Annotated in this window: 26 protein-coding genes and 3 pseudogenes; 11 read left to right on the forward strand and 18 right to left on the reverse strand. The window is 59.2% G+C overall.

The window, feature by feature from the left end; genetic code table 11:
• Positions 1 to 611: 611 nt before the first annotated feature.
• Positions 612 to 1,148, reverse strand: coding sequence for an ABC transporter substrate-binding protein (locus tag NKH43_RS08825; RefSeq protein WP_352857549.1), 537 nt, complete (start codon positions 1,146 to 1,148; stop codon positions 612 to 614).
• A 546-nt stretch (positions 1,149 to 1,694) separates the two neighbouring features.
• Between NKH43_RS08825 and NKH43_RS08830 the strand changes: the two are divergent.
• Positions 1,695 to 2,728, forward strand: a pseudogene (locus tag NKH43_RS08830) (IS110 family RNA-guided transposase).
• Between the two features lie 563 nt (positions 2,729 to 3,291).
• Here NKH43_RS08830 and NKH43_RS08835 read toward each other — a convergent pair.
• The 6 genes from NKH43_RS08835 to NKH43_RS08860 all read right to left on the reverse strand — a co-directional run bounded on the left by NKH43_RS08835 (position 3,292) and on the right by NKH43_RS08860 (position 6,702).
• Positions 3,292 to 3,555, reverse strand: a complete 264-nt coding sequence (locus NKH43_RS08835) for a hypothetical protein (protein WP_352857551.1) — start codon at positions 3,553 to 3,555, stop codon at positions 3,292 to 3,294.
• 770 nt (positions 3,556 to 4,325) lie between these two features.
• Entirely contained in the window at positions 4,326 to 4,700 is a 375-nt protein-coding gene (locus tag NKH43_RS08840) for a terminase small subunit (protein ID WP_352857553.1), read from the reverse strand.
• A gap of 369 nt (positions 4,701 to 5,069) precedes the next feature.
• Positions 5,070 to 5,357: a DUF982 domain-containing protein gene (locus NKH43_RS08845; RefSeq protein ID WP_352857555.1), complete on the reverse strand. Its 288-nt coding sequence runs from the start codon at positions 5,355 to 5,357 to the stop codon at positions 5,070 to 5,072.
• Between the two features lie 312 nt (positions 5,358 to 5,669).
• Positions 5,670 to 5,930 (reverse strand): hypothetical protein, encoded by a 261-nt coding sequence (locus NKH43_RS08850; RefSeq protein WP_352857557.1) that lies wholly within the window; start codon positions 5,928 to 5,930, stop codon positions 5,670 to 5,672.
• A gap of 337 nt (positions 5,931 to 6,267) precedes the next feature.
• Positions 6,268 to 6,522 carry a DUF982 domain-containing protein gene (locus tag NKH43_RS08855; protein WP_352857559.1) on the reverse strand — a complete coding sequence of 85 codons (255 nt, stop codon included), beginning with the start codon at positions 6,520 to 6,522 and terminating at the stop codon, positions 6,268 to 6,270.
• A gap of 3 nt (positions 6,523 to 6,525) precedes the next feature.
• Positions 6,526 to 6,702, reverse strand: coding sequence for a hypothetical protein (locus NKH43_RS08860; RefSeq protein ID WP_352496213.1), 177 nt, complete (start codon positions 6,700 to 6,702; stop codon positions 6,526 to 6,528).
• An 849-nt stretch (positions 6,703 to 7,551) separates the two neighbouring features.
• Between NKH43_RS08860 and NKH43_RS08865 the strand changes: the two genes are divergently transcribed.
• On the forward strand, positions 7,552 to 7,713 hold the full coding sequence (locus NKH43_RS08865; protein ID WP_352857561.1) for a hypothetical protein: 162 nt from the start codon (positions 7,552 to 7,554) through the stop codon (positions 7,711 to 7,713).
• 226 nt (positions 7,714 to 7,939) lie between these two features.
• On the opposite strand, the gene NKH43_RS08870 is transcribed toward NKH43_RS08865, so the two are convergent.
• Positions 7,940 to 8,377, reverse strand: coding sequence for a Ros/MucR family transcriptional regulator (locus tag NKH43_RS08870; RefSeq protein ID WP_352857563.1), 438 nt, complete (start codon positions 8,375 to 8,377; stop codon positions 7,940 to 7,942).
• 737 nt (positions 8,378 to 9,114) lie between these two features.
• Positions 9,115 to 9,321 (reverse strand): hypothetical protein, encoded by a 207-nt coding sequence (locus NKH43_RS08875; protein ID WP_352857565.1) that lies wholly within the window; start codon positions 9,319 to 9,321, stop codon positions 9,115 to 9,117.
• Positions 9,322 to 9,673: 352 nt separating this feature from the next.
• On the opposite strand from NKH43_RS08875, the gene NKH43_RS08880 reads away from it, so the two are divergent.
• From NKH43_RS08880 to NKH43_RS08895, 3 genes are all read left to right on the forward strand, one after another.
• Positions 9,674 to 9,850 carry an SAM domain-containing protein gene (locus NKH43_RS08880; RefSeq protein WP_352857567.1) on the forward strand — a complete coding sequence of 59 codons (177 nt, stop codon included), beginning with the start codon at positions 9,674 to 9,676 and terminating at the stop codon, positions 9,848 to 9,850.
• Between the two features lie 131 nt (positions 9,851 to 9,981).
• Positions 9,982 to 10,203: an adenylate/guanylate cyclase domain-containing protein gene (locus NKH43_RS35285; protein ID WP_502906463.1), complete on the forward strand. Its 222-nt coding sequence runs from the start codon at positions 9,982 to 9,984 to the stop codon at positions 10,201 to 10,203.
• A gap of 185 nt (positions 10,204 to 10,388) precedes the next feature.
• A complete protein-coding gene (locus tag NKH43_RS08895; RefSeq protein WP_502906464.1) occupies positions 10,389 to 11,861 on the forward strand; it encodes an ATP-binding protein in 1,473 nt (490 codons plus the stop codon).
• Here the strand turns inward: NKH43_RS08895 and NKH43_RS08900 are convergent.
• A complete protein-coding gene (locus NKH43_RS08900) occupies positions 11,858 to 12,157 on the reverse strand; it encodes a hypothetical protein (protein WP_352857569.1) in 300 nt (99 codons plus the stop codon). The genes NKH43_RS08895 and NKH43_RS08900 overlap by 4 nt on opposite strands.
• Before the next feature lie 551 nt (positions 12,158 to 12,708).
• Between NKH43_RS08900 and NKH43_RS08905 the strand changes: the two genes are divergently transcribed.
• A complete protein-coding gene (locus NKH43_RS08905) occupies positions 12,709 to 13,026 on the forward strand; it encodes a hypothetical protein (RefSeq protein WP_352857571.1) in 318 nt (105 codons plus the stop codon).
• Here the strand turns inward: NKH43_RS08905 and NKH43_RS08910 are convergent.
• The gene (locus NKH43_RS08910; RefSeq protein WP_352857832.1) at positions 12,985 to 13,503 is read right to left on the reverse strand and encodes a hypothetical protein; all 519 of its coding nucleotides are present in this window, start codon (positions 13,501 to 13,503) and stop codon (positions 12,985 to 12,987) included. The genes NKH43_RS08905 and NKH43_RS08910 overlap by 42 nt on opposite strands.
• An 859-nt stretch (positions 13,504 to 14,362) precedes the next feature.
• The gene (locus tag NKH43_RS08915; protein WP_352857573.1) at positions 14,363 to 15,409 is read right to left on the reverse strand and encodes a YihY/virulence factor BrkB family protein; all 1,047 of its coding nucleotides are present in this window, start codon (positions 15,407 to 15,409) and stop codon (positions 14,363 to 14,365) included.
• 780 nt (positions 15,410 to 16,189) lie between these two features.
• Here NKH43_RS08915 and NKH43_RS08920 point away from each other — a divergent pair.
• Positions 16,190 to 16,714, forward strand: coding sequence for a YciE/YciF ferroxidase family protein (locus tag NKH43_RS08920; protein ID WP_352857575.1), 525 nt, complete (start codon positions 16,190 to 16,192; stop codon positions 16,712 to 16,714).
• Positions 16,715 to 16,921: 207 nt separating this feature from the next.
• Positions 16,922 to 18,088, forward strand: coding sequence for a glycoside hydrolase family 1 protein (locus NKH43_RS08925; RefSeq protein ID WP_352857577.1), 1,167 nt, complete (start codon positions 16,922 to 16,924; stop codon positions 18,086 to 18,088).
• A 269-nt stretch (positions 18,089 to 18,357) separates the two neighbouring features.
• On the opposite strand, the gene glf is transcribed toward NKH43_RS08925, so the two are convergent.
• Both glf and NKH43_RS08935 read right to left on the reverse strand, forming a co-directional pair.
• Positions 18,358 to 19,500 (reverse strand): UDP-galactopyranose mutase, encoded by a 1,143-nt coding sequence (gene glf, locus NKH43_RS08930; protein ID WP_352857817.1) that lies wholly within the window; start codon positions 19,498 to 19,500, stop codon positions 18,358 to 18,360.
• A gap of 2 nt (positions 19,501 to 19,502) precedes the next feature.
• Positions 19,503 to 20,450, reverse strand: coding sequence for a glycosyltransferase family protein (locus NKH43_RS08935; protein WP_352857579.1), 948 nt, complete (start codon positions 20,448 to 20,450; stop codon positions 19,503 to 19,505).
• A gap of 606 nt (positions 20,451 to 21,056) precedes the next feature.
• Here NKH43_RS08935 and NKH43_RS08940 point away from each other — a divergent pair.
• Positions 21,057 to 21,980 (forward strand): glycoside hydrolase family protein, encoded by a 924-nt coding sequence (locus tag NKH43_RS08940; protein ID WP_352857580.1) that lies wholly within the window; start codon positions 21,057 to 21,059, stop codon positions 21,978 to 21,980.
• Between the two features lie 229 nt (positions 21,981 to 22,209).
• Here the strand turns inward: NKH43_RS08940 and NKH43_RS08945 are convergent, their stop codons facing one another.
• The 3 genes and pseudogenes from NKH43_RS08945 to NKH43_RS08955 form a co-directional block, all read right to left on the reverse strand.
• A complete protein-coding gene (locus NKH43_RS08945; RefSeq protein ID WP_352857582.1) occupies positions 22,210 to 23,136 on the reverse strand; it encodes an ArsR/SmtB family transcription factor in 927 nt (308 codons plus the stop codon).
• A 480-nt stretch (positions 23,137 to 23,616) separates the two neighbouring features.
• Positions 23,617 to 24,543 (reverse strand): alpha/beta fold hydrolase, encoded by a 927-nt coding sequence (locus NKH43_RS08950; RefSeq protein WP_352857584.1) that lies wholly within the window; start codon positions 24,541 to 24,543, stop codon positions 23,617 to 23,619.
• Positions 24,544 to 24,936: 393 nt separating this feature from the next.
• A pseudogene (locus tag NKH43_RS08955) lies at positions 24,937 to 25,330 on the reverse strand (GFA family protein).
• Positions 25,331 to 25,488: 158 nt separating this feature from the next.
• Here NKH43_RS08955 and NKH43_RS08960 point away from each other — a divergent pair.
• Positions 25,489 to 25,617 (forward strand): hypothetical protein, encoded by a 129-nt coding sequence (locus NKH43_RS08960; protein WP_352857586.1) that lies wholly within the window; start codon positions 25,489 to 25,491, stop codon positions 25,615 to 25,617.
• 346 nt (positions 25,618 to 25,963) lie between these two features.
• On the forward strand, positions 25,964 to 26,248 hold the full coding sequence (locus tag NKH43_RS08965) for a DUF982 domain-containing protein (protein WP_352857588.1): 285 nt from the start codon (positions 25,964 to 25,966) through the stop codon (positions 26,246 to 26,248).
• A 151-nt stretch (positions 26,249 to 26,399) separates the two neighbouring features.
• On the opposite strand, the pseudogene NKH43_RS08970 reads toward NKH43_RS08965, so the two are convergent.
• A pseudogene (locus NKH43_RS08970) lies at positions 26,400 to 26,764 on the reverse strand (low affinity iron permease family protein).
• Positions 26,765 to 26,789: the final 25 nt, after the last annotated feature.

Below are 26,789 nucleotides of genomic sequence, written 5' to 3' on the forward strand. Positions count from 1 at the left end.
TATTGTTGGAACAGTCCGACGCACCGCAAGTCGGCACCGACAATAGAATCCTGTTCCATGGCAGTGCTTTGTCTGGAACCAGGATTCACCTTTAGGGTCTTCGCAGAACGCCATTCTATGCAAATGCCATCGGCAGCCGCGACGCGGACTTTTTAACAATATCGGCGCAAGTCAGACTTCTGCGAACGAGAGCGTTGGACCCAATCCAGTCGCCCCATGGGGTGGACGTTCAGCCCGGCGGGACCAAGGTCTGAAGCTGACCCATCTCGTTCGTCGGCTACGACACACCTAAACGTCTCAGAACCGGTCAAAAGCCGCTGCAAACTTACGCGCCAAACGAACGCTATCTCTTCAACTCCTTCTTCAGTTCGTTGAAGAAGCGCCAGTCGGTGCCCTGGGCCGGAGCTTCTGGGGGGTGCTCTTGAGCATCCCGAGCTCATGGAGGCGCAGGGCGTAGAAGCGCAGGGTGTCCTCAGCGCTATACTCACGCCACTGACCGTAGGGGAGCTTCTTCATGACCTGGAGGGCATGGTCATAGCGCTTAGTATAGCCCTGGTCCACCATGAACTGCGCGGACTGCTCGGGCTCGCTGGCGCAGATATCTGCCGCTTTCAAGATGGCGCGGAGGGCGCGTTTGGTGGCCACCGGATTCGTGCGGACGAACTCCCGGTTCCCAGCCAGCATGCACAGAAGTATTGCGACCAGGGCCGGTCCACGGTGCTGTCAATCACCAAATGGCCGATCTGCTGCTCCCGCATCTCCTGCGGTTCGGGGGGAAAGCCTAGGTAGGCATCGATCTTCCCCTCACTTAGGAGCCGGATGGACTCGGATCCCGGATGCGTGACGAAATTTATGTCCTTATGGAGGTCCAGGCCCACATACGCCATCATACTGGCGAGAAACACGTATCGGCTGGAATCCAGTGATGGCACGGCCACGGTCTTCCCCTTGAGGTCGCGGATCGACTGGACGCGATCGGTCCCGAACAGCTCAAAGCAGCCGACGTGAAGTCCTGCCAGGATGACGATGGGATCGCCCGCCTCCAGGCGGAGAAGGAGGGGGGCGGCGAAATGGCCATTGAGGTCGGCTTCACCTGAGGCGAGGGCCGTCTCGATGTCTGCGGTTCCCTCTTTTTGGAGGTAGTGCACCTCGGTGAACCCTTCGCTGCGCAGCAGTTCTTCGGCTACATACTAGGGGGCCTGACAGATGCTGGGAATCCGGACGAGCCGGATCCGCGTCGTCTCAGGCGGTGGCTCCGCAGCGGCTCGCCTGGGGTGCCAGCCCAGGAGCCCCGCGGTCCCCGCCAGCGTTATCCCACGCAGGAACCTCCGTCGGCTGAACCGTCCAGGGTATAGGGTATGCATGAGAACCTCCCTTCCAAATGCTGGCAGGAAACGTCACCCCCAAAACATGCCGCGTACCATAGCATAGTCCAGCCATACATTCCCGGCTTCTTCAACGGCCTGCTAGCGCCCTGAGCACGTCCGAAAAGCGGACCGAGACGCGACCTCCGCAGCGTCACCTGCAAAAGCCCGGAAAGGGGCCGCAGAACGAACATGACGTAATCGCGGGAGCGGTGGCCACCAAAGCTGTGGCGGCGATGTTCGGAGCTCTAGCCGGCTGGCTGTCCCCCGATAGGATGAAGAACGGGCTCACGATGGACACCGGGCCCAGGCATCGAACGGAGGACAGCCATGGAGCAGTATATCGGTCTCGACGTATCCATGAAAGAGACGGCAATTTCGATCCGGCAGGACGGCAAAAAGATGTGGCGGGGCAAGTGCGCGTCCGACCCGCAACTGCTCGCGGCGCTGATCCGCAAGCGCCGCACCCGATGTGCGGCGGGTGGTATTCGAGACGGGGCCGCTGTCGGTGTGGTTCTACCATGCGCTGATGGCAGAGGGGCTGCCGGTGATCTGCATCGACGCGCGGCATGCCAAGGCAGCGCTCGACATGGCCGCGAACAAGACCGATGCGAACGATGCCGATGGCCTGGCACATCTGGCCGAGGTCGGCTTCTACCGAGAGGTTCGGGTCAAAGGTTTCGACAGCATGCTGATCCGCACGCTGATCACCGCGCGGCGCCAGCTTCTCAAGATGCGTTTGCAGATATCCAACCAAATCCGCGGATTGATGAAGACGTTCGGCCTTGTCGTGCCCAAGGGCGCCGGCAGCGTGTTCGAGCGCAACGTTCACGATCTTCTGCAGGGCGAAGCAAAGCTGGCGCGCATCGTCGTGCCAATGCTTAGGGCATGGAGTGATATTCGATACCAGATAGCAGAGCTGAGCAAGCAACTGGCCGCGATGGCTCGTGAAGACCAGCACTGCCGTCTGCTCATGTCGGTGCCCGGTGTCGGCACCGTCACAGCCACCGCCTTTGCCGCGGCCGTGGAGGATCCGGCGAACTTCAGGAACTCGCGCGCCGTGGGCGCATGGGTAGGCCTGACCCCGAGACGCTACCAGTCCGGCGAAGTCGATAATGACGGCCATATCTCGCGCCGTGGCGACAATCAGTTGCGCGGACTGCTATACGAAGCGGCCGCGGTCATCCTGGAACCGGTCGATGGATACCAGCACCCTGCGAACCTGGGCGTTGGAGCTCAAAGAACGGCTCGGCTTCAAACGAGCGGCCGTGGCCCTGGCGCGCAAGCTGGCAGTGATCATGCATGCGATGCTCCGGACGGGCGAGCTGTTCGATCCGCACGGAGGAACGCCCGCCGCCGCCTGATCCTGCAGAGGCTCGACCACGACGATTTCTTCAGGCCATTCAACCAATAGCGTTCTTACAGGACGCACCGAGCCGTCCCTGCCGGGACGTGGCTGAGATCATTCCGCGAAGCGGGAAGCAACTGCTTCGTTAAGCAGATTGCGCAACGAACATAGGAAGATCTCACCTGCGAAACTCATCCTGCGGCGATCTTTGCATCGACCGCGTAGACGACCCTGTACCCGGCATACGAACGAACGAGCATGGACAGAAAGGACGACTGCCTTGCACTCACCCCCTTGACGGCCGAGCGATTAGACGACCCGCTGCGCGGGATTGACGCGTGGGGTGAGGTAGAGATCACGAACCGGACGTCGCGCTCGCATTGAGGGCGGTTCGGCAGCGGCAGAGCATCACGGGCTTCTTCAACAAGGAGCCTGACCATGCCCTATCCTGTTCTCGATGCACCTATCAGTCCACTTCGTCAGCGGCTGATCGACGACATGAACATGCGGCGTTTCTCCCGGGAGACGCAACGCAACTACCTCCGCGACATCGGACGCCTGGCGACGTTCCTCGGGCGCTCAGCAGACACAGCGAACCACCGACGACCTGCGCCGGTTCCAGATTGAGCAGCAGGACGACGGTGTTCCCGTGCCGACGATGAACAGCATCGTGTCGGCGCTGCGCTCTTCTTCACGCATACGGTCGATCGTCCCGATCTGGCGCGCAAGCTCGTTCGGCTGGCGCATCCGCGCAAGCTGCCGGTGGTGTTGAGCCGCGACGAGGTCGCCCGGCTGCTCAACGCCACCACCTGCCTCAAGCACCAGGCCGCGCTGTCGATGCAAGGTGTCGCCACGAAAATCAGCGAGACTGCAATCTGCCAAATCCGATCCACTGCGAGCATGGTCAATCCTCGTTCGGTACGATCGAGTTCTCATGGAGTTCCTCGGCAACGGATGACAAGGCCGAGCCCCGCGCGCATTGTCGCGATCAAGGAGACCCGAAGGCGGAGGCATGACGCAGCGACATTTCCACTTCCCTGCCAACCGCGGACTGCTGAAACCGGCGCAACTGCCGCCGAGCCGTCCCTTCGCCTGTAAGTCGGCCGCGTTCCTTCTGTTGCGCAGTTCTGAGTTCCCAAGCCAACGTAGAATAACGGAACGAGCCACCAGTGGAACGTAAGTTACGTGGGCGGCGATGGATTCCGAAGACGTTCGTGAACATAGAGATTTCGCTACTTCGATCCGGACGCTAATGACAGGGCTAGCGCGGAAAGGCTCAAAGGGGTCAGCTACGACATTGGACCTTGAAAGTTGAACGGCCGCATCGTCCTTCCCTGCATCACAAGCGGACCTATTGCTCCGGCCCATCCCGTTACACCGCTTTTCCGATCCAGTGCAGCACTCCGAGTGCCACGCGAAAGGTGCGTTCCGTCCCGGCAGTAGATCAGCGGAGGGCGCCCATCGAGCCTTCCACCCACCGGTTGCCTCACGACACGCGCGGCGGATGGCCGAAGAGCTTCCTGGCTTCAACGTCCAGCTTCAACCGCCACTCCGTGGCGGCGCGTTTCGCGCGACGCGACTGCGCGAACTCCCTCAGGGCCTCTTCAGCCAGCTCAAGGTCGAGAGGTTTCTCTCGGCGAGGTCGAGCGGAAGGAGCCCACCTTGATCGGCAAGGGCGTGCGGAGGAAATAGTCAAGGTCTGGCCAGGTCTCGGACCGAACCGTGAAGCAGCCTGTTCCTCCGATCAGATGCTCGCGCACGCCGAGGGCGCTCAGCGCGGCAAGATCCTTGATGCGGAGTTTCTCTTCGCTGGCGCTCCGGCGGCTTCGATCATACGCCTCGATCTTGAGCCTTGCGATGGAGGCCAATCGTTTGGCCGCGGCGTCGGCGTCCTGTCGTTCGCGGAGACGCATTTTCTTTAATGCGCGTTGAATCCGCGCATTGAACAGCCAGATCCGCGGCGCGCCCGAGAGGACGGCCTGTCGCACTTCTTCGGGTAGCCCGTTGAGGGACTGAGGACATGTCGATCTCGAGCAATTATTTCGGTACATAGCGCTGCACGCTGAACATTCAGTTCAGATTCAGCCTTCCGATATGGCTATGAGCTACGTATCAACCTCGAATGCTCTGTTGTTCCTGCATGCCATAGGCCCCGACTTAGCAGCGCGCATTTGCCCCCGTTCCTCGCCGGAGGAGAGCCCCCTGAATGGCCTTCCGCCACTTCGGTCCCCTCTCAGTCCACTTCAGGAGTTCCTCGGCGGCACCCTCCACATTGTTGCAGCCGTAGGTGGCCTCAGGCCGGTCGGTTTTGACGTACACCGGAGGGGAGAACCTATGGAGTGCCATGACACCTCCTCCTACGGGGAGAGATACATCTTGGCTTCCTTAGCGGCAGCCTCAAAGGCCTTTCGTACCACCTGAGGGTCAATCGGATCGCCCTCTAGGTGTGACAGGCAGAGGTTCACCGCCTTGTGCCAGCGAGGTCCTCTCCGGGTCCACCTCTTGAGCTGCTCAAGGGCTACCCTCGCATTGTCGCAGCCATGCCTGTCGCCGGTTTCAGTCTTCACGAATACCGGAGGGACGAACCAATGGGTTGCCATGAGGGATAAGTAGGGCGGCACGAACCCGCCGACCATCCGAATCATGATAGGTCATGCTCGGTCCGTTCTCGGCAGGGAGCGCGCAACAAACCGAAGGTGTTCATAGAGAACGGCCTCGTCGAACTCGCCGTCCGAGAAGAGTGCCATTGCGCTCACGCTCAGGCGCTCCGCCTGCTCGCTTCCTACTGGAATGCCTTGCTCGGTGCATACACGATCAAAGACCTGCGCTTCAACAGAATCAAGTCGCCAGGATAGGCAGTACCACTAGTTGAGCTGCTGCTGGTCATAGGCTGTCACCATTGCTGCGGACGCGCGGTGGGCTCCCCTGCCAGAGCCGAATGCCCTAGCCCCTAACCTTCAAATCGCGCGGCCCAGAGCAGATGAAACTACAGCCGCCTGTGCTGCCGGCAGTTCGAACAGCATGGGCAGGTGGCGACACTCGGCTTCGTCCACGATCAGCGCCTCAATAGTCGCGATGGAAAGATGGCTTCTGAGGCGCAGCCGGACAACCGCCGCCAGTTTGTGAACGGGCACTGGCACCGCCCCAGCGTGATGGTCTAGCAGACTATTGATCTCAGCAACTACCTTTGGATCGACGGCGTGGGGCAATGGCAGCATGAGAGCGCTCCTTTCGGAAGTAACTCTAAGCCGATCGGGCCGATGTGTCTGGCCGCGTACGTTTTTAACCAAATGTCGCGGACATCATTGGAGGTCAGTCCACGGTCGTTATCGGTCTGCGTGATTTAGAGCGGCAAGAGCCTGCTGACCAACCCAGTTGCAGCCCCCGCTGATAAGGAACAACGCAGGCCCTCGCGGGGTTAGAACTTGCAGCGGTCGAGTCTTCGTGGATGCAGCCGCTGCGGGGGGTCCGTCGCCTGTCCCTCACCGGCGGCGGGCTCCTTTCGCGAAGGCGGTGTTGGTCAGAGACACATAGAACCTTATACCGCAAAACAATTTAGCTATTTGTCGTTGGGGGAATTAACGTCCCCTCCTCCATCGCGGCAGCCAGGAATGCTTTGCGGGCCTCCTCGGGTTCCATCTCGTCGAATATCACGGCCATGCAAACGCGCACCGCGAGGTCCCAGCAAGGGCCACGCTTGGTCCACTTCATCAGCTCCTCGCCGGCTGTCTCGGCGTTGTTGACGTTGCGAATGATCCCGGGACGCTCGGTCTTGACGGGGACCGGAGGATTGAACCAGTGGAGAGCCATACGTCACTCTTTGTCGGCCCGATCAAGTTCCTCCAGCAAATACCTTTGCTCAGCCGGCAGCTCCCGTTCTACAGGCAGATTTAGCAGGTTGCGAAGGTAATTGCGGATTACCTCTGAGGTGATCCACCGCCGCACAACTTCGGCAATAACCTTCTGTTTGGCTTTATCGATTTCAGCCATGTTCGGGCCTGCATGCTTAAAAGGACCGAACTGCACCGCGAGCGGATTTGTTCCTGCTAATTACGAAGATCAAGCAGGACGGCGCGCCCCCTCTCGCGGGGCCACAATGAGCAAAATTCCTGGAATGCTGGGGGGGAACGTTAGGCGGATTAGTGAGGCGCGTGGCTGAGAGCTACTCCCGGCCGTCGAAACACACGAACAGGCCAGTGGCGGAAGCTACCTCAAGGATAGCCTCAGTTAGCTCTTCGTCAGATGCCCGCAGATTAGGCGCAGTCACGCGGACTCGTTCTATTGCAAGCCTTGATCGAGACAATGTCTCCGCGAGCCGCCCCGTTCAGGAGTGCAGCAATAGCCTGACGTATTGGACTGACAATTTCAACGACACTCATCCGACCATCCCCGAGGGGCACGCCGAAGAGACGACAGTCCCTGACCGACATCAACAGGATGTAAGAACCGTACAATGCTCGGGCCGTAACCGTCAGGAATGTTTGGTAGAAATTTCTGAGCGGGGGATCGGATAACCCGCTCGCGCGAAGACCCCCGTGCCCCCTCTTGATCCACGCAATGCGGCGCGTTTGGGCTGCCCCATGTCACAGCTGTGCCACAGGCTAGGCCTATGGATCGATGATCCTGTTTGCCATGTGAAGGGGATTGGAGGGGCGCTTAGAGGGGCATGGAAGGGCATTCCGGGCTGGAATGTTTATTCGCTTATCTCACAATCGGTGCTTTTGTCCCCGTCGCACAATCAGGACACGCTAAGCCGATCCTGCAGGGTCACGTCGAGTTGATCGATCTTTAACTCCGCGCGTATAGGTTGCGCAGGCGGTTCCCGCTATGGGGCATCGGATGGATTTCGATTGGGTCGCGGCGTTCGTCGCAGGATTGTCCGGCATGATGGCGATGGTTGGTTTCTATCGTTGGAACGTTGGCGACCGTGCCGGCACGTGGTCTTGCCTGCTCTGGGCGCTCTTCGGCGCGCTCGCGTTGATCCTTCGGCGGCAGCATTAAGACACGCTGCCATATCGTCCGCTATCACCAGCAATGGACTTCAGTGCGTCCTCTGCTGCCGGTTCCAGCGGCACGCCGGCGACATTTCTGAGCATCAATGCAGCGCACGCAAGATGATCTGCTGATCCGCACGCGAAATGTACGCAATGCGATCGGCCGCGCTTTCAAGCTGTTCGGCAATAGATTGACGCGTCCTCGCATTAGTTCGCTTGCCTGAGGCAGGGTCTTAGGCCGGCACCTTCTTGGTGGGCATTTTTGCGCCCGCCTTGCGACCAAGTCCGATTGACTTCGCCAACTCTGACCGTTGTGCAGCGTAGCTTGGTGCCACCATAGGATAGTCCCGCGCCAACCCCCATTTTGCTCGATACTCGTCAGGCGTCATGCCAAGTAGGCCCAAGTGCCGTTTCATCGACTTGAACTTGCGCCCGTTTTCCAACGAAATGATGTGGTCTGGAAACACAGACTTTTTGGGATTGACCGCCGGGGTCTGTGTTGGCTGCTCAACTACAGCTGGCTTGACTAAGCGAACGAGAGCGGAATTCACCGAAGAAATAAGATCGGCCAGGCCTGCTACGGGCACTGAGTTATTTTGGACAAACGCCGCGACAATATCCGCGGTCAATTCCATCAATTCCGCGTTCTGGCGATTCTTCTCTTCGGTCATTCATCAACCCCTATTGCAAGTCCGCTTTCGTATGGGGGAAAGTCGGATCGCGCAAGAAGCAGGGCCACAGAACGGAAACTTGGGACTATCGGCCGGCCGCTGCGGTTTAAGGCAGAGTCTTGAAAACTTCCGCACCTGGAACCGTACACGCCTACATTGCTAGACGGCACCCCTCCGTTCCGGCAAAGCTGCGAATCGCGGGGCCACTGGCAATCCGCAGGTCGGCGGGTTCAGGCAATGCTCATTGAAAGATGGGCCGCCGACTTTCCTTTTTGGCTGTAAAGCTCGGCGAGTTGTCGCTCTCTATTGCCGTCACAAATTGATCGGCGGAAAGTGGCGACGCGGATGGCTGTCATACGCGCCATTCGGACGGGACCGTGTCGTCAGTGCCTTCCTTTTGTGTCGGAGCAGAACACTTGTCTTTGGGTAATCACCTGTCATCATCCCTCACCAAGGATGAAGCAGAAAAGGGTGTTCGCTACTGTGCACAAAATGGGCTGAAGAGCGTGGGCTTCCTAATCAGCCGGAGAATCCAATCTTTTCCGATTTCTTTTCTTGGCTTGAGCAGAAGTCGCCAGGCCACTTAAAATTCCGAAGCAGTACTTCGGTGCGGGACGACGTCGAGCGATGGTTCATTGACGAATTCAGGCAAGGTTGGCGCTATTAGCAGGTGATTTGCCGTGCTCCGGGCCACCTTCCGCGATCACGCCATCTCGAACGCCAAGGGCCCGGAACTATCAGAACGGCCAAAAGCCGGCCAAAAAAGCCAGCATTTCGCTGCCCCACTGCATGAACCTTTGGTACCAGCCAGACACCGTTTCATAAGCAACCTGCAGTGCGCCCAGGAAGAAAACGAAACAGATGACGATAGCAAATACCTTGCCAAACCCCTCGTCACCCTTCGGGTCGCTGCTCTGGTAAACGTAATCCCGTCGATTAACCATGGTCCTCTAACGTCCGGCGGTCATCGACCAAATCGAGGTAGGATGCGGAAATCCGCATTCATGGAAGGCCGACGGACCTTTTCCACGAGCTGAACCCGCAAAACCAATGCGCCGCCGTTGAGTTCCACACTGCACTCTTATGTAACAGACCCAAGGTCGATTGACGGTCCTCTCCCAGGTCCACCCGGTTCCGAACCGGCACAACGCGCCAGGAGCTGACGTTAGCCCGGGCAATTGGATTGTGGGCGTTTTGGTGCAGCGCGGACGCAGCTCGTCCGCACCTGCCCACAAAAGGCGACGCATTCTTAGGCGGTCCGATTGACATTTTCAGTATGTGCGTTTGACTGCCTCGATGGATCATCTGCAGGGCGGCAAGAAGATCGCTTCATGGCTGCAAGGCTTGGGCCTTGAGCAGTATGCCGACGCATGCATTGACAACGACATTGATCCGGCAATTCTGCGTAAGCTCTCCGACGATGACCTTCGGGAGCTTGGCGTAAATCTGTTGGTCACCGGAAAAAGATCCTGACCCCCATCGCTGAGCTCTCGCATCAGGCGGACCAACCACTCCCGGCGAGCGAAGAGGCTAAGCGGAAAGCTCACCACGGTGCAGCGCCAAAGCGCGAAGCGAATGAGGCCGAAAGGCGGCACCTCACGGTCATGTTCGTCGACCTCGCGGGATCGACCGCCCTGGCGTCGACGCTCGATCCCGAGGACTTACGCTCCGTCATAATCGCGTATCAATCGCTGGTCGCCGCAGAGGTCGCCCGCTATGACGGCTATGTCGCCAAATACATGGGCGACGGCATCCTTTGCTACTTCGGCTGGCCACACGCCACGAGGAGGATGCCGAGCGGGCAGTCCGCTCTGGACGCTCCATAGTGACAGCTGTCGCTAACTTGCGTACTCCCGCGCAAGTGCCGCTCGCCGCCAGAGCGGGCATTGCCACGGGACTGTGTGTCGTCGGAGACGTTATCGGAACGGGGTCCGCACGATAAGAAGCCGTTGTTGGCGAAACTCCCAATCTCGCCGCCCGGCTACAAGCCCTGGCCCAGCCAGGGTGTGTTGTGATCTCCGACAGCACCAGAAAGTTGCTCGGCGAAGTATTCGCGGTCGAGAGCCTGGGTCCGCTAGAACTGAAGGGAATTTCAGTCCCTGTCTCACCGTTTGTGGTGATTGGGGAACGGGCCGTCGAGATACGCTATGACGCGCGCCTCTCGAGCGCGCCTCAACTCATGATCGGAAGAGACCTCGAACTCGGCCTCGCTCTTGAACGTTGGGGCCAAGCGAAGAGAGGTGAAGGACAGCTCGTCCTGCTTAGCGGCGAGGCAGGCATCGGCAAATCTCGCATCACCCGTGCCTTGATAGACACAGTCTCTCAAGAGAACCCTGCGCGGGTCAGCTATCAGTGCTCCCCGTACTACTCCCGCTCGCCGCTCTATCCTGCTGTTCAGCACCTTCGCCTGGCTATCGGTATTGAAGAAGCCGACGACGATGGCGAGAAGCTCAGAAAGCTCCAGCGCACCAAAGGCCCAGCGAATCCGTTGCTGCCCATATTTGCCTCCCTGATCGATCTTAAATGCTACGAGAGCGATGCTCTGGCGGGTCTAAATCCGCAGCAACTGCGAGCGCGCACGCTTGACGGATTAGTGGATGACATCCTTGGCGCTGCAGCAAGGCGGCCTTTGCTGTTCGTGATCGAGGACATCCACTGGATTGATGCGACAACGCTCGAATTGTTGGATCAATGCGTCGACCGGATTCAGAACGCTCGGGTCATGATGATGGTGACCACAAGACCCAGCTTCGAACACGGTTTTGGCGGACATCCCATAGTGACCAAATTGGCGCTTGATCGCCTTGGCCGTGAACAGACCACGGCTTTTATCGAGAAGCTCGGTGGCGATATTCGATTACCACCCACCATTGTAAACAAGATTATCGCCACGACTGATGGTGTGCCGTTGTTCATCGAAGAGCTGACAAAGAGTGTTCTCGAAACCCACCAATTCGATCGCGTCGCCGTCTTCGAGGAAGACCATGCCAGGTCGGCAGATCTCGACATTCCGCTAACGCTGCACGATTCGCTGATGGCTCGCCTCGACCGATTGCAGCCGGTCAAGGAAGTTGCGCAAATGGCGGCATGCATCGGCCGCGAATTCCGCCAGGACCTCCTTGGATCGGTCACGCGGCTCAGTGCTGTCGAGTTGGAAGAGGCACTCGATAAGCTTGTGGATGCCGAGCTCGTCTTCCGCCGCGGAAGGGGGTCGGACGCACGATATACGTTCAAGCACGCGCTCGTTCGCGATGCTGCCTATCACAGCATGTTAAAGTCGGTGCGCCAGGACATACGCAGCAGGCTGGCGGACAAACTCGGCTTGGAGTTGACGGTCGAACCGGAGCTGGTTGCTCATCACATCATAGCGGCAAGGCGGTATCGCGAGGCAGCTGAATGCTTCCTCCAAGCTGGTCGCGCCGCCGCCGCGCGATCTGCCAATGCGGAGGCAGTCGCGCATTCACGAGCGCCCTGGACGCTTTAGAAGAAGTCACTCACTCGGGCGATGCAAATGAGCTTGAACTCGGAATCCGGATTGAAGTGGGCGTCCCGCTGAACGCGTCGGCTGGATATGCGTCGGAGAAAGTTGAAGCGAACTTTCTTCGCGCCGAAGAGCTTTGTATATCCACGGGCCTCAGTTCCAACCTCTTTTTTGTCCGGCGTTCCCTTTGGAACTTCTACCTTGACCGGCCTGACCTTCACCGGAGCCGAAACCTGGCCAAGCAACTCCTTGCCGAAACCTCGGGCGGAGAAAACGTTGAGGAAACGACGTTGGCACATCGGGCGCTCGCCACGTCCTATTTCTATCTCGGCGCCCTTGGGGATGCTGCACGGGAAGCCGAGGCTGGAATCAATGCCTGGGCGACCTCCGATAGGGATTTCGATGTCGTAAGATATGGAGAGGACGGCCCCTCGATTTGTCGCAGCTATCTAGGCATCGCGCAGGTCCTGGGAGGGCGGGTCGATACCGGGCTCGCCAATTGCGCGTCAAGCGTTGAATCCGCGGAGCGGCTCGATCATCCGCTCAATCTGGCATTTATCCTCATGAACCTCGCTCTTGCCCGACGTCTCCGCAATGAGCCGGCCGAGTGCCGTGCGATCGCTGAACGGATGCTCATTTTAGCTGACGACCGCAGACTGGCATCCTGGTCCGGCGGTGCTCGCACTCTGCTCGGCTGGGCCATCGGCAGCGACCTGCCCGACGAAGGGCTCAGAATGCTGCGAGATGCATTAACCGATGGCGCTCGACTGGCTCGGAGCTGCACTTGCCACACTTCTATTCGTCGATGGCGGACATTTGCCTCCAGCATCGATGGATCGATGAGGGTCTCATGGCGATCGAGAATGCTGTCGAGGCGATGGACAAGACCGACGAGAGATGGGCGCAGGCTGAAGTCGAACGTATTCAGGGTTGCTTGGTCGCCAAGGTGGATGTGACCCGAGGGATGGAAGTCCTAACCAAAGCCTGTGATACTGCGATAAGCCAGGGCGCGCGTTGGTTGGCGGTTCGTGCTGCAACCGAGTTGGTCAAGCTCTCAAAAGGTTCGGGCCAGGAGCTCCGAGCTGAATGGCGGAGTCAGCTTCGGATTAGCGAGATCGCTGACGGCTTAGAAACCTCGGTCATCCGCGAAGCTGCTGCCATTCTCTAGGTCACCGCACATCGATAGGTTACCTAGCAGGTCCTGGGCCGACGAGCGGGCCGAGCTAAGCTGCCATCTAAGGTCAAAACCGAATTGGAGCGCCTGGGCGATTGTCCGGAGATCTGTACGCATCCGGTGAAGACCGCAGACGTGCGCATCCGGCCATCCGGCGGCCAGGAGGACCTGAGCACCGCGGTGCTGGTCAAGCTTTCGATGGGGAGATGCGATGATATTCTTCGAGGAGGAGTTTGACCTCCTCGATGCCTTCATCGGTGAAGGCCAAGATCCCGTCGTCATCGTTGGGCCGTAGACCCAGATGACGCCGTCCTCGGGCTCGAGACCGAGGGTCAGGTCCTGGATGAGCGCTTCGCTGACGCCGAGGTCCCTGGCGACACGATCGACGGTGTAGACGTGATGCACCTTATTGCGCTGCATGATCAGGCCGCAGCTGGTTGGGTCCGCAATTTTGCGGATCTCCAATTCCACGGCAGCAAATCATCGATCCGATGGGCCGGATAGGCGGGCAGAATGAACAGCGGCATCAGCGCCGCGGCGCCGGCGCCGACCTGGTCGGCGAGCGTTTCATGCTGTGCTGCTAACTTCGCTCGTAAGGACGACCTTAAGAGCGCAGCCTCGCTACCGTGCGATCCTCTCGCAAGGCGGCCTTCGCCGGAAATGCCGCCGCCAGTATCCGGCACTGATCGCTTAGGCCATCGCTCAAGGAAGCGCTAGTTCGGGCAACACTCTGCCGTGCCATGCTCGCGCAAGGCGGCCCTCGCCGGCCCTCGCCGGAGGCGTACCGACTGTTCGACGACGTCGAAGAGCTGCGCTGGCAGGGCTCGACCAAAGCGTTCGAGACGTGCGTGTTCCAACTAACTGACACCCGGCTCCTCTCACGTGCGCTTAAGGCTCGCCGTGACTGACTAGCGAGGCGAGGTCTGGAAGCGGCCTTTGGAAGGCCAGCGCCGATTCCCCAATCGCACAGGGGCACCGTACGCGCGGCAACAGTCTTGAAGAACACACAGCCAAATGTTCCGGCGGGGGGCAGGCGCTCACGCAGCATCTGAGTTGTCGGTGGCGTTCAATGGCATACTAGCATCACACCGACGACCTAGATGCAAGAATGGTCGCGTCCGGGTCGTGCCCCGCTGAGTGGTATAGCTCGGCGGTGACGAAGCCGCTCGTGGGCGCGCCCTCAATAGGAGGAGCGGCATCTGAACCCTGCTTTGTCTTTCCGGTAATGGGGAGGATAACCTCACATTGCTCGATAGGCCTGTTTGAAAGATGACGCCTCTAACACCGTCTTCGGCGCCAAGCGAAGTTGCGGCAGATGCACAGTAAGGCACTACATTCGCTCGTCCAAACGTGACTGCTTGTTGGCGGCATCGGCCGATCCGCCCAGCGTGTCCGCGACCGTGGCACCTCGCGCACCCATCGGTTGCTGCGCACCTGTGGTGGTGTCCTTGAGTGTCTGATGCTCCATCTCAGCATTCAGCTCCGCACCTACAATCAGGATAATCACGGAGATCCAGGTCCACATCATCAAGCCGATGACCGCCCCCAGGGCTCCGTAGGTCGCGTTGTAGTTAGCGAAGTTCTCAAGATAAAACGAGAAACCCACCGAGACTGCGATCCAAACCACAGCCGAGAGGAATGCCCCCCATGTGGCCCATCGCCACTTTGCCTTTTCGCGGCTGGGGCCGTAGCGGTAGATCAGCGTAATTCCGATTCCGACCATGATCAGCAAAACCGGCCACCGCAAGATCCGCACAAGGGTTCCCGTCCAGCCGCCTAGGTTCAGCAGCGCAAGCATTGCGGGTACGATCCCGACCGAGATGATAAAGCCGATGCCAATGAGGATGGCGCCAAGGGTGAACCCCAAGGCCAGGAGATTCAGATGGATAAAACCGCGCTTTTCAGTCTCCTCGTAAGCGATGTTCATTGCTTCAAACAGCGTCTTGATGCCGCTGTTGGCGCTCCACAGTGCGACGGCAAGACCCAAGATAAAGCCAAAGCTGAGCGTGCCAGTGTTCTGAGCAGCCAATGAGTTAAGTTGCGATCTGATAAGGTCCAAACCGCCCGAAGGCAGTATGCCGCCAAGGAATGAAATGTGCTCGGCGACCGTCTGAGGATCGGCGACGAAGCCGTAAATGGACACGAAGGCGGCAAGCGCTGGAAACAGGGCAAGAAGCAGGTAGAACGTGGCTCCGGCCGCGATCAGCATGACACGGTCCTCCGTTACCTCAGCGAACACCCGCCACAGCACATCCCTCCAGCCGCGGCCGGAAATCTGCGATGGCCGCTCGGCATTGCGTCCGCGGCCCTCCTGTCCAGCGCGCCGCTCCAGTTGCACTTGGTTTTCGTCGCAATCCTCGGCTTTGTTCTTTGACATAACAGCAGTCCGTCGCATCTTCTTCGACCGCAAACGTATAATCGCGCCAAAGGATGCAGGGGCAGATCTACGTTCATAAATAAACGTTCGTCAGTTGCAGAATACCGGCCAGCTAACAACGACATTGCCCCGCCTTTGACTCACGACCGCTTCCGAGGGCCGGAGTGGGGCCGTCCGGTCTCGCCTCGTGGGCTATCTGACGACATCGTTCCACGATGGGCCAGTGAGCGCGATGCCCGGAAGTGCCTGGACCTGATGCTGTCCGAAGGGTACCGGGCGCTCTGGCCAGAGGTGGTGCTCACCAGGACCGCCGAGACCAGCTTCGCGAACAGCAAGACCGGTACACGGGAAGGTGTCGCGTTCGGGTCGCTGACCTCGCAACCCTGCGATCGCCTTTCATTAACGATCTGCACTCGAGCGAGCCAGCGGAAAGCGCTGCCGATCGGCTGGCGACAACACGTAAATTCAGGGAAGGTGCCCAGAACCGGCTCAACGATCAGGAGAAATCCGCGATCGTGGTTACCATGGAGCGCCTGCACCAGGAGGATGTCTCCGGCTTTATCGAGCAGATTGGGATGGATTACATCCATTCATGCTGCCGATGGAGTGCGAGCACAGCCGAGATGCTCAAGCCGCTGCTGAAGCGGCGGACTGAAGTCAGCGGTCAACCGACCGTCGCTCGACCTGTTGGCCGCCGCAGAGCGGTGGCGAAAGGAACAAGAAGAGACTGGTCCAGTTAGAGCCATGGATGCGTCGATACAAATGAAACAGGAGATGAAAATGGCGACGAAGAAAGGCTCTCAGGGCAGCTCCAAGGGTTTGGAAGACCTTTTCTATGATGGTCTGAAAGACATCTACTACGCCGAACGCAAGATTTTGACGGCGCTCCGGAAAATGGCAAAAGGCGCGGAGTCCGAAGAGCTGAAGGCTGCGTTCGAAAAACATCGTGGCGAGACGGAAGGTCAAATCGAGCGCCTGCAGCAAGTTTTCGACGCGTTTGGGAAGAGAGCCCAAGGGAAGACGTGCCCGGCGATCGACGGCATCCTCGAAGAAGGACAGGAGATTTTGGACGAATTCGAGGAGGCTCCGGCATTGGACGCGGGTCTCGTAGCTGCAGCCCAGTCCGTCGAACATTATGAAATTGCGCGCTACGGGACTCTTGTCACATGGGCCGGGTTACTTGGTCTGAAAGAGGCCGTCCCGCTACTCGAACAGACGCTCAAGGAAGAAAAAGCAACCGATGAGGCGCTCACCCGACTAGGCGAAACAGGCGTCAACGAACGGGCGATGCAAGAGGCCGCATAAGTTCGGATCGAATCGACGCGACCGCGGCCCCCGGGCAGAGGGATAGGAGCTTGGTTGAATTCACCAATCCAGGCGCGCATCTACACCGCAGCCGCCGAGCCGTCGACGTGGTGGTGGCCGACCGATTTCGACTAGGCGACCGGAACTGACAATGGGCGACTGCCGAATGCGATTACTCGCGCACGCCTTGGGCGACGGGATGTTAGTATGAACGAGACTCCCGCCCGGCGGCCCACGGCAGACCCTTCGTGGTTCGACAGCTTTTTCATGGCCGGTTTCGAGTGTTCCTCCCATCGGCGCGCCGACGGGGCTCGTCTTGATCTGATCCGCGCGACCTCACATGATATTCATGCACACAGCGACTATCGTCGGTGTGCGGAGCTTGGGCTTCGCACGATCCGCGACGGCTTGCGCTGGCACCTGATTGAAACAGCGCCCGGAGTCTTTGACTGGTCGAGTTGGATGTCGGCGATTGAGGCAGCCCAAGCGGCAGGGGTGCAGATCATCTGGGATATCTTCCACTATGGCTCGCCTGACCACGTCGACCAAGGTGGCCCTGGCTTTATCGAGGCCTATGCTCGTTTTGCCGCGGATGCTGTTCGGGTTCATCGGACCGTCACCGGCGTGACTCCGCTGGTATGCCCGATCAACGAGATTTCGTTTTTTGCATGGGCGGTGGAAGTCGGTTATTTCCCGCGCGTCGGGCCGAACAAGCGTGGATGGTTCAAACGACATCTTGTCAGGGCAGCGGTCGCCGGCGTGAGGGCGATGCGGGAGGCCGAACCCGGCTGCAGGTTCATCTGGGCTGAACCGCTGATCCATATTGCTCCTCGTGACGGTAGTCGCCCCGAACGGGGGCGCGCCGAAAATGCTCGTCAGGGGCAGTTCGAGGCGTATGACATGCTGATGGGGCGCGTGGAGCCGGAGTTGGGCGGCAGCGAGGACGTTGTGGACGTCATCGGCCTCAACTTCTATCCGCACAACCAATGGTACTTGAATGGCCCAACGATACCGATGGGGCATCACGAATACCGTGCACTTTCGGAAATGCTGGTCGAGGTCGCCGAGCGATACAAGAAGCCGATGTTCATCGCCGAGACGGGCGCCGAAGGTTCAGGCCGGCCAGCCTGGCTTCACTACGTTTGCGACGAGGTGCGCGATGCGACGAGCCTAGGTGCACCTGCTCAGGGTATATGCCTGTACCCGGTGACGGCCTACCCAGGTTGGGACAATTCGCGCCACGCCGAAGTCGGCTTGTTCTCCACCGTTCATGCGGACGGCTCGCGCACTGTTCGCAAGCCACTTGCGGACGAGTTGGAGCGCCAGCGCCGATTATTCGAGGTCTTTGAAAAGGAACCACCAAGCGCGGCATAGTCCCGCCGATCGGAACAGTGCGCCGCGCTTCAGCTGCATTAACAACACGACATAACTAAAACTGTCGCCGAAAGATCCTGGCTTGCTTGGCCGCGGTGATGAGAGCCCGGGCGCGTGACCTTGGCGGCTTTCGCCGAGCATGACGGCTAGGCACGACTCGATTGCTGCGAGCCGCGACTTGCATGCCGAGTTCGGCCAATCGGCCGCGTCCGTGGCCGACACAACAACCCAACGTAGGGTCGCTCGAATGCCGCTCAACTGTGTGATGTTCACTCGGCCGCCTCGCGCTGCACCGTCGGGGGCACAATCACGGTTGCCGGCAGGCTCCTCTGAATGCGCGCGAACGTTGCCAATGCCTGGCCGACGACCTGATCCATATTGTAATAACGATATGTCGCCAGACGTCCGACGAACCAGACCTCCGGGCACGCCGCGGCCAAGGCTTCGTATCGTTTGTACAAAGCCTCATTTTCGGCCCGCGGCACCGGGTAATAAGGATCTCCGACGTCCGTGGGGTATTCGTAGGTGATGCTGGTCTTCGGACTCCGCTGACCGGTCAGATGCTTGTACTCGGTGATCCGTGTGTATTTTTCCGTCTGCGGATAGTTGACGACGGCGACCGGTTGGAACTGCTCGCAATCAAGCGTCGTGTGCTCAAAGCGCAGCGAACGGTAGGGCAAGCGACCAAGCTTCCAGTCAAAATACTCGTCGATCGGACCAGTATAGATCATCCGCTGGAAGGGGATCTTGTCGCGAATTTCGCGATAGTCCGTCTGCAGCATGATCTTGATCTTGGGCTTTTCCAGCATGCGCTGGAACATGCGCGTATACCCGCCTGCCGGCATGTTCTGGAAGCTGTCGCCAAAATAGCGATCGTCCCGATCGGTCCGGGTTGGGACTCGCGCTGTCACCGACTTGCTCAACTGGGAAGGGTCGACGCCCCACTGCTTCCTCGTGTAGCCGCGGAAGAATTTCTCGTAGAGCTCTCTGCCGACAGTGCTGACCACGACGTCCTCGGCGGTGCGGACTTCTTTGACCGTTTCGCGTCGGGAAGCGAAGAAGTCCTGCAGCTGCTCGGACGTTAACTCAAGGCCGTAAAGGCGGTTTATTGTGTCGAGATTGATCGGTATTGGCAGCAGCTTTCCATCGACCAGCGACAGCACGCGATGTTCGTAAGGTCGCCATTCGGTGAATTGCGACAGATAGTCGACGATCGATTGGGCGTTGGTGTGAAAGATGTGAGGCCCGTAACGGTGAATAAGGATTCCCGCCTCGTCGTAGCAGTCATAGGCATTGCCGCCGACGTGATTTCGTCGGTCTATGAGCAGCACGCTTTCCTGCCGTTGCGATGCGATACGCTCGGCCAGCACACTGCCGGCGAAACCGGCCCCTACGATCAACCAGTCGAACACGCTCACGCCCTCCTCAGGAATGGGACGACGCTCTTCATCGCACGGACGCGCTCGATGTGGGCAGCCATCGCGCTCCAGGTCTTCTCCCAGGACATGTCGGCGAGATAGGCGTCGGCCCTCTTCACCAGGAAATCGCGGGGGCCGGCAAGGATGCACCGAAGCTTGGCCTCGACATCCTCCGCATCGACAATCTCGACAAGGCCTTCGGCGCCGTAGGTACGTACAACGTCGACGATCGCCGTGGAAATTACCGGCAGTCCTGCCGCGAGGAACTCGGGAGTCTTGGTCGGGCTGATGTAGCGGGTCGCTTCGTTGAGCGCGAACGGCATCCAGCCGGCACTCCAATGCCGGAGATAGTTCGGCAGGTCTGTATAGGACTTGGCCCCCAGCCAATGCAGGTTGCCTGCCCAAGGAAGACTCGCCGGATCGATCTTGACGACAGGGCCGAGCATGACAAAATGCACGTCTGGCATTGCCGCAGCCGCCTGCGCGATAAGTTCAAGGTCGAGCCGTTCGTCGATGACCCCGAAGTACCCCACCCTCGGGTGAGGTATGTCGGCCTGATCGAACGGGTCCTCACCTGGCGCCCTAGCCTGATGGAAATGGGTAACGTCGATGCTGCTCGGGAAGGGAAAGATCGCCCGATGCAAGCTGCGCTTGGCCTCGTAGAGGCTCTGCCCGCCCGTGAAGACGACATCGGCACGTTGCAACAGCGCGTTTTCCAACTGCGTCAGCTCTGCGGGAGCGTCTTTGAACGCGGAGAGTTCATCCATGCAGTCGTAGACGCAGACGTCACAGGCGAGATGATCGCTGAAGCGTAGCGCCATGGGCGTGTAATACCAGGTCGTCAATCGGTCATGCGGCGTGGAGGCGAGGATCTGATCGACAAACCTGCGCTGGATCGCGTCCGCCCTGCTCGCGGAAGTACCAACTGGGATCAGCGGCGTCACTATTCTGATCTTGAGGGTAATATTGTGCACCCGCATCGAAGGGTGGCGCCTCTCATCGAAGATCGGCTCTTCGAAGTAAATTAGCTGTTGCTGTTTTGACGCCAGGGTTAGAACGTGTTGTGGTCTCTGATATACGAAGTTCCATCGGAGGTGTGAAAAGCACACTAAAATAGACGATTGTACAGGGATTTTTGGTGTTTTGGGCCGGCCAGCCGCCATTACCATGTAAATTATCCTTCGATATAGTTAGACAATGCCTCGACTAACAAAAGTTAATCGAGGCAGCTTTGACATGAAGTTCGCAGCCGTCCATATAACTTCCATCCCAGTAAGTTGTTCCACGGCTGCAAACTGTTCAGGCGAGACCAGCCGTCCGCTCCACTTGCGACGGCTCAACACAGAAGGGGCGAGCCGGCCGCCCCATTTCTCGCGTCAGGTCGGGCTCCCCAAATGTGGCCCTTTGCCACAGAGCGGTTGAAATCGTTCAATCGTTCAACAACCGTTCATGGGCGGAGTTATAAATGAGGGCTGCGAATCGATTCGGCTGAGTCACGCAGACGGTCCAAATGAAAGGGGTCCGCGAAACAATCGCGGGAATGCTTGCGAATGAAGATCGACTTTGAAACCAACGTCTTTCCACTGTTTGACCCGCAGGTTGTGGATGACCTGAAGGACCCTTGTCCCGTTTTCGACGGCACGCTCTGGCACGTCTTCGGCTCAAGCGGCACGGTCACGACCGAAAGCTGGAAGATCCTCCACGCCACGGCGCCGGATCTCTACGGGCCCTGGACAGAGCACGCGCCGACCGTCTTGCCTATAACCGGATCGGGGGTTGCAGCGCCCGGCGTCATTCATGAGTGCGGCGTCTTCCATATGTTCATCCAGACCGAATTCATGAAGTCCGGCGGACGTTGCGAGCACGCGGTGTCCAATGACGGCTTTCATTGGGTCGTGCTCAATCCGGCGATATTGTCGCTGCCCGACACCGATGAGGACGGCATCTACGATCCCCACCCCGCAATCATCGGAGGCAAGCGCTATATCGTCTATTCAGGCATGCCAAAATTCACCAGGGTGCCTCAGCCTGATGTCTATCTGGCGCGCAGCCAATCCGATTCCTGGTTCGGGCCGTGGAAACGTCTCGGCAAGATACTCGATCATCTCGACGTGCCGCATCACAATGCGCGCGAACACCCGGATTACGAATGGGGGATCGAAGGCGCGCAGCTCGTCGAGCTGCCGGACGGTCGTGTGCTTCTCAACGCCACCTGCTTCCTCCCCGAAGGTCCGCGCGGCAGCCGGCAGCGCGTCTTCTTCGCCATCGCCGATGACGTCAAGGGTCCCTACGTTTCCGTTGGCCCCGTTCTCGACCCTGGTGAGCCCGGCGAGAATGGCCATTCGACGGTGATGATCGACGGCCGGCAACTGACCTTGTTCTACCAGAGCAGGCGTGAGGCGACGAACCATCGCTGGCGGTTCGGGTTGGCAAAGTGTGACCTGGATCGGCAAATACTTTCGAGAGTTGCCTAGATGGAAAGCTCCGGCATTTTGCCGGACCGAGGATGAAACGCTCTGGCGGTTGGTGGGAGGGATCGCTTTGTACCGGTGATAGAGGGTAGTAGGTGATACGCAGCCAGTCGGCGAAGCTTGCGACGGGGCATCTATACACGTCAGGCAAGCCGGTCGCCTCATAGACGACGTTGCCAGCTGCAAGCCTGGCAATGACCTGTGATTGAGCGCAGCAACACGGCCAGTCGATTCAAGCGGTTTTGATCCTGAGCAGGATGTCCTGATCGTAATTTCCAAAGCCCTTGCCGAAAATGTTGATCCCGCCGGGGCGCTCGGCGTCCTCCTTGACACCGATACGGACGCGGATTGAATGATGGCTCTTCAGATCGAGTGCGGCGAGGCCGGTTTCGGAAATCCTGAGACCGTCGACATAGGTGCCGTCATTGGCAATTCGCCAGTTCTTCAGCTTGCCGTATTGCGAGCCCTTGAGCTTCCACCAGGAGGGCGTGAAGACGCCGCGCTTGTCGCCGAAATCCCCCGGCGACGTCCAGGTGCCGACATCGACACCATTGATCGTCAGCGTGATGTCCGAGGGCCAATCGGCGCTGGTGCCCGGCACTTCCGAGGACAGCTCTATCGCCACTTCGAGTCCGGTGATCTCGGCATTGGCGAGCTTGGCATTGTTGGGGAACTGGTATTCGACAAAACCGCGGGTGAACCACAGCAAACCGGCTTTCATGCGGTCCGGATCAAGGAAAGTATTCGGCACATCGAGCAAGCCAATGATGCCGTCCTGCGAACAAAGGCCGCAGGGCGCGGTAACCTCAAAGCCGGTGTAAAGCCCAATCGGCATCGACACTTCGATCGCATCGTTCTTGACCTTACGATAATCACCCTTGAACACGACGAGCACTTTTTCGGCGGTCGGATAGCAGATTTTCTGGTTGCCTTTCTTCGCTTTCTGGTTCTCGGTATGGATCAGGCCCGCATCCTCCAGCACCTGGATGTTGGTCGAGACGGTCGACTGCGGCAGCGACAGCACGGCGGCGATTTCGTTGACATTCATAGGCCCCTTCTCATGAAGCAGTTTCAGCATCGAGATACGCGCCAACGAGGCAAGCCCCCTGAGCACGGCAATGCCTTCCTCAGGTTCAATCACCAAAAAATTGCGACCCATGAAATTGCCAGTCTATGCTCGTGACAAAGGTTATGGCTTCGCTCATTGCAATGGCACTGAACGAAACGCTGAGCCGGTAATTTGGTTACATCAGGCGCTCGACCGATATGCACCGCAAGCCGCACCAACAAGGATGGTGCGACATGTCTAGATTTGTTTTCTGATCGTCAGCTCCTTGTAGTGCGGGGTGCTTGTCAGCCCGCGGCCTCGATTTGCAGATGACTAGATCCTTGCGGCCATAAGAGACACAGAAGCGAGACACGGAATTGGGGCCGTTCCCCTGGCCAAATTCCCAATCCGCCAGACCTCGACGTCGATGTTAGCTGGACCGCGTGGATGGATGCACAGGATGCGGTTCGCTGAATGACTACTCGCCGGGAGGTATATCATCGGATTCGCCACCCGATAGGGTCGGGACAGGGTTCTATCTTTCGCTTTGCGCATGATCTTTTCTGAAAACCGGATTCCACTTTACCGGGATCATGTGCCAGTGCCGGCCTCCCTCATGCTGGCCGCTGCAGCGACCCTGTCCACCATGGCGAGAACGGCTAGCGGCGCGGTGTGGTGGACCAGGTGGCCGGCCTGCGGGACGATATCGACAAAGGAACCAGGAATCTCCAATTGTAGTCCAAGAGCCTCGGCTTTCGCATCGAACAACCGGTCGCTGGCCCCGGCGATAATGCCGACAGGCAGCGACAGATCATCGTAGCGGGTGAAGCGGCCGCCGGCCAGTGCGGCGGCCAGCATCAATCCCGATTCGGCCGCGATCGACCGCAGTTGTGAGGGCCGGCTGGCGATCTCCTTTGCCGACGAAGCAAACGCCGCAGAGATGATGCCGGGGTGAAATATTTTGCCCATGGCGAGTGGCCAGGTGAGCCGCACAAGCAGCGGCAGCAAGGTGTGGCGGAAAACACCACCGGCGATAGGCAAGGCCGGTAGCGCCGCCAGTGCAAGGCCCAGGCGCGGCGGCGGATGGTAATAACCTGAGACAAGCACGATTCCGGCAACTGATGCTGGGTGCCTGCGCGCGAGTTGGAGAGCCACCGACGCGCCCCAGGAATGGCCCAGAACGAGATATCTGCTGATCCCAAGCTGCGCGACGGCGGCATGAATGAGATCGGCTTGCGCGGCCGCCGTCCACCATTTGCCGCGCGGCCGCGTGCTCCTGCCGAAGCCGGGCCGGTCAAAGCCGAGCACCCGGTATTTCCCGGCCGCTTCGTCGAACATGGCGCTGGTCTTGAAATCCTCGGCCGACGAGCCGTTTCCGTGTAGCAGGATCAACGGCATCCCGCTGCCCCGCTCAAGGAGGTGCAGGCGCACCCCCGCCACCCTGATAAAGCGCCCCGATGCGTGCGGGAAAAGCGCGCGTCTCGCGCGAGCGCTGTTGTACAGCGCCAGGCTGGCCAACCCGGCGCCAAGCAGGACGGCTGCTGCTGTTGTCTTGTGCGTGCTGCGGACCACTAGCGGCCGCCGCGCGCAAAGTGGACAGGCGTGACCGCTTTCGAAATGCCTTGATGCTGTTGCCGAACTGCCGCGCATGTCGGCGCGTGGCTTACCGAGTCCATCTTTGCTCTCCCTGTTTGGCTGCCCCCAACCAGCCTGATCGCCGGTTGTTCCTGGAAGAAGGCTCTGCTGGTTTCCGCTCGCCGAGCTTTGCAATGGGAACGCAGGTTAGAGCGCTTGACGCCATGCTTTGAAGGGTCTCGATGATGACCGGCGCAGCACCGTAACGACCGTTAGGCATGTCAGACAGTGGATCGGGCTGCTGGGCCGGCTCAGACAACGCGTCTCATTAGGGGCTCAATTTCTCCTCGGCTCCCGATCGTGCTCGAACTGCTCGGCCCATTCCAGGTTCAACAGCCATGGCTCCCGTCGCCCGATCCACAGCTCATAATCTGGTACAAGATTGCTCGGAGCTTGATCCAGACTGCCGATCATCACCTCGGCCTCGTCGTCCCGAAGGCTCACGAGGCGCGAACCACAGGTTGGCAGAAGCTTCGCCCGGCAAAGGTATGGAGATTACCAGTGCCTTCGTAGCTCGATCTGGGCCAAACCGCGAAGCAGACGAAGGCGCTTCCGCTCGTTCGCCTGCAGTCATGGCAGTGGCATATACCAACCCTCGTCGGCTGCCCTTTGAGCCGATGCGAGCAGCTCCGCAAAGGCAGCCACCTGTGGGAACTTGCTCGTCCATCATATCGGCACCGCTCGCATAAGGAGATCGCAGCTCTCGTCTGGATTCGGAACAGAAGACTCTCTGTCTGATTCCGGACAACAGGCGGTGCCGACCACACAGTATTGAGCTTGGCGGCGAGCGCGGCGGGGTGTGTTGCGCTTGGCTGGCAAATCCAGCCCATGTTCGAGGAACCAGAGCAGGGCCTGCCGGGCGCTGCCGAGTTCGGCCACCTTGTCGAAGACGAGAATGATGGCGTCCCGGACACGGCGATCGGGATCCTTCTCAAGTCTGTCGCCGACCTTCACTAAGCCGGCCGGGGCCGTCACAATGAGCTCGCCGCGCCAGACCGAACGGACAGCCCGGCAGCACTACGGTGGAACCTTTCAGAGCCGCCGTGATCGGACTTACCGGCCTGCCCGACGGCGATCATCGTGCCCGTTGTAGGACCGCGCGGTGGAGCTTGTCGGCGAACTTGTTCGCTTCAGAATTCCGGCGACCCGCCAACGGGCGTAATTTGAGTAAGATTGCCCCGAGAAGAGCCTGTTCAGTCTGAATTGCATCGGGTGGCGGGGCTTGAATACGCGAGGATGCGCGTTCATGCAACCTCCGCCCTTTCTTCGCGTTTAGCCGCGTTCAATCCTGGCGAGCGAGAAAATGCCGGCGTTCATTCCGATTACAATTTACCTGAATTGCAAGCCGATGGTGGTTGCATCAATATCCGATGCTGCGAAAGCTCTTGAACAACCATGGCCATACGTGGCCAAGCCGCGGCGGCTCGAAGCCGTCCGAATGATCAAGGAATGCTTGGCCGGTCATTGCAACCAACAAGCTGCGATCGATGCCTTCAAGGCGGCCGCAATCGAACAGGGACTTTTTACGCAAAGGCCTCCGAGCGTAGGCCTCACGAAATTCGACGCGGTTGTTAGAGAGGTGGTGTGAGCTCATACCGCGCTCGCCATCTGGACCGCAGGCAGGCTTCGCTGGCCATCGCTATGCCGACGGCTTCCGCGTGCTTGGCCGCCGCTGGCGGGACCTTGAGCGACCGCCTCGTGCCCGAGTCAGCTTGCCCATGATGGCTTTTGAGTAGCGCTCACGCGCCAGAGACTCCCCCCGTGCTTGGTTTCTCAATCAGCCGCCGCCGCTTCCATTCGAGCCGCGCCAAATTGGCCTTGATTTCCTCAGGCTCGGCGCGCTCCAGCCTCACGACATTGTTCCTCGTTTCCTTCAATGCAACGATAATCTCATCGAGCTTGGCATGGATGGCAGCAGTGTCGCGATAACCCTGGATCAGAACAACGCCGGTAATCACAATCCCAGCTACTAAAGCGCATAGGTGATTACGCTTGTTAGGCCGAAAGGGACCATCGCAGTGCAGGCTATCATGGCCACGATGATCAGATAAAAGCCGGGCGGCCGGGACAAAAAGTCAGCAATTACAAAGAGAAATCGGTTCATGTGAATCCCCAAACAAATGATGTAA

The sequence above is a fragment of the Mesorhizobium sp. M1163 genome, assembly GCF_040318415.1.
GTDB lineage: Bacteria > Pseudomonadota > Alphaproteobacteria > Rhizobiales > Rhizobiaceae > Mesorhizobium.

Bases quoted from the DNA above. Each gene is read 5' to 3' on its own strand.
- NKH43_RS08905 (WP_352857571.1), top strand. From the start codon at position 12,709: ATGGCGATCGAGAATGCTGTCGAGGCGATGGACAAGACCGACGAGAGA.
- NKH43_RS08920 (WP_352857575.1), top strand. From the start codon at position 16,190: ATGGCGACGAAGAAAGGCTCTCAGGGCAGCTCCAAGGGTTTGGAAGAC.
- NKH43_RS08850 (WP_352857557.1), bottom strand. From the start codon at position 5,930: ATGCTGCCATTGCCCCACGCCGTCGATCCAAAGGTAGTTGCTGAGATC.
- NKH43_RS35285 (WP_502906463.1), top strand. From the start codon at position 9,982: ATGTTCGTCGACCTCGCGGGATCGACCGCCCTGGCGTCGACGCTCGAT.
- NKH43_RS08860 (WP_352496213.1), bottom strand. From the start codon at position 6,702: ATGGCTGAAATCGATAAAGCCAAACAGAAGGTTATTGCCGAAGTTGTG.
- NKH43_RS08855 (WP_352857559.1), bottom strand. From the start codon at position 6,522: ATGGCTCTCCACTGGTTCAATCCTCCGGTCCCCGTCAAGACCGAGCGT.
- NKH43_RS08875 (WP_352857565.1), bottom strand. From the start codon at position 9,321: ATGGTTAATCGACGGGATTACGTTTACCAGAGCAGCGACCCGAAGGGT.
- NKH43_RS08870 (WP_352857563.1), bottom strand. From the start codon at position 8,377: ATGACCGAAGAGAAGAATCGCCAGAACGCGGAATTGATGGAATTGACC.
- NKH43_RS08900 (WP_352857569.1), bottom strand. From the start codon at position 12,157: ATGTGCCAACGTCGTTTCCTCAACGTTTTCTCCGCCCGAGGTTTCGGC.
- NKH43_RS08865 (WP_352857561.1), top strand. From the start codon at position 7,552: ATGGATTTCGATTGGGTCGCGGCGTTCGTCGCAGGATTGTCCGGCATG.
- NKH43_RS08925 (WP_352857577.1), top strand. From the start codon at position 16,922: ATGAACGAGACTCCCGCCCGGCGGCCCACGGCAGACCCTTCGTGGTTC.
- NKH43_RS08945 (WP_352857582.1), bottom strand. From the start codon at position 23,136: ATGGGTCGCAATTTTTTGGTGATTGAACCTGAGGAAGGCATTGCCGTG.
- NKH43_RS08960 (WP_352857586.1), top strand. From the start codon at position 25,489: ATGTTCGAGGAACCAGAGCAGGGCCTGCCGGGCGCTGCCGAGTTCGGC.
- NKH43_RS08940 (WP_352857580.1), top strand. From the start codon at position 21,057: ATGAAGATCGACTTTGAAACCAACGTCTTTCCACTGTTTGACCCGCAG.
- NKH43_RS08880 (WP_352857567.1), top strand. From the start codon at position 9,674: ATGGATCATCTGCAGGGCGGCAAGAAGATCGCTTCATGGCTGCAAGGC.
- NKH43_RS08845 (WP_352857555.1), bottom strand. From the start codon at position 5,357: ATGATTCGGATGGTCGGCGGGTTCGTGCCGCCCTACTTATCCCTCATG.
- NKH43_RS08965 (WP_352857588.1), top strand. From the start codon at position 25,964: ATGCCGGCGTTCATTCCGATTACAATTTACCTGAATTGCAAGCCGATG.
- NKH43_RS08915 (WP_352857573.1), bottom strand. From the start codon at position 15,409: ATGTCAAAGAACAAAGCCGAGGATTGCGACGAAAACCAAGTGCAACTG.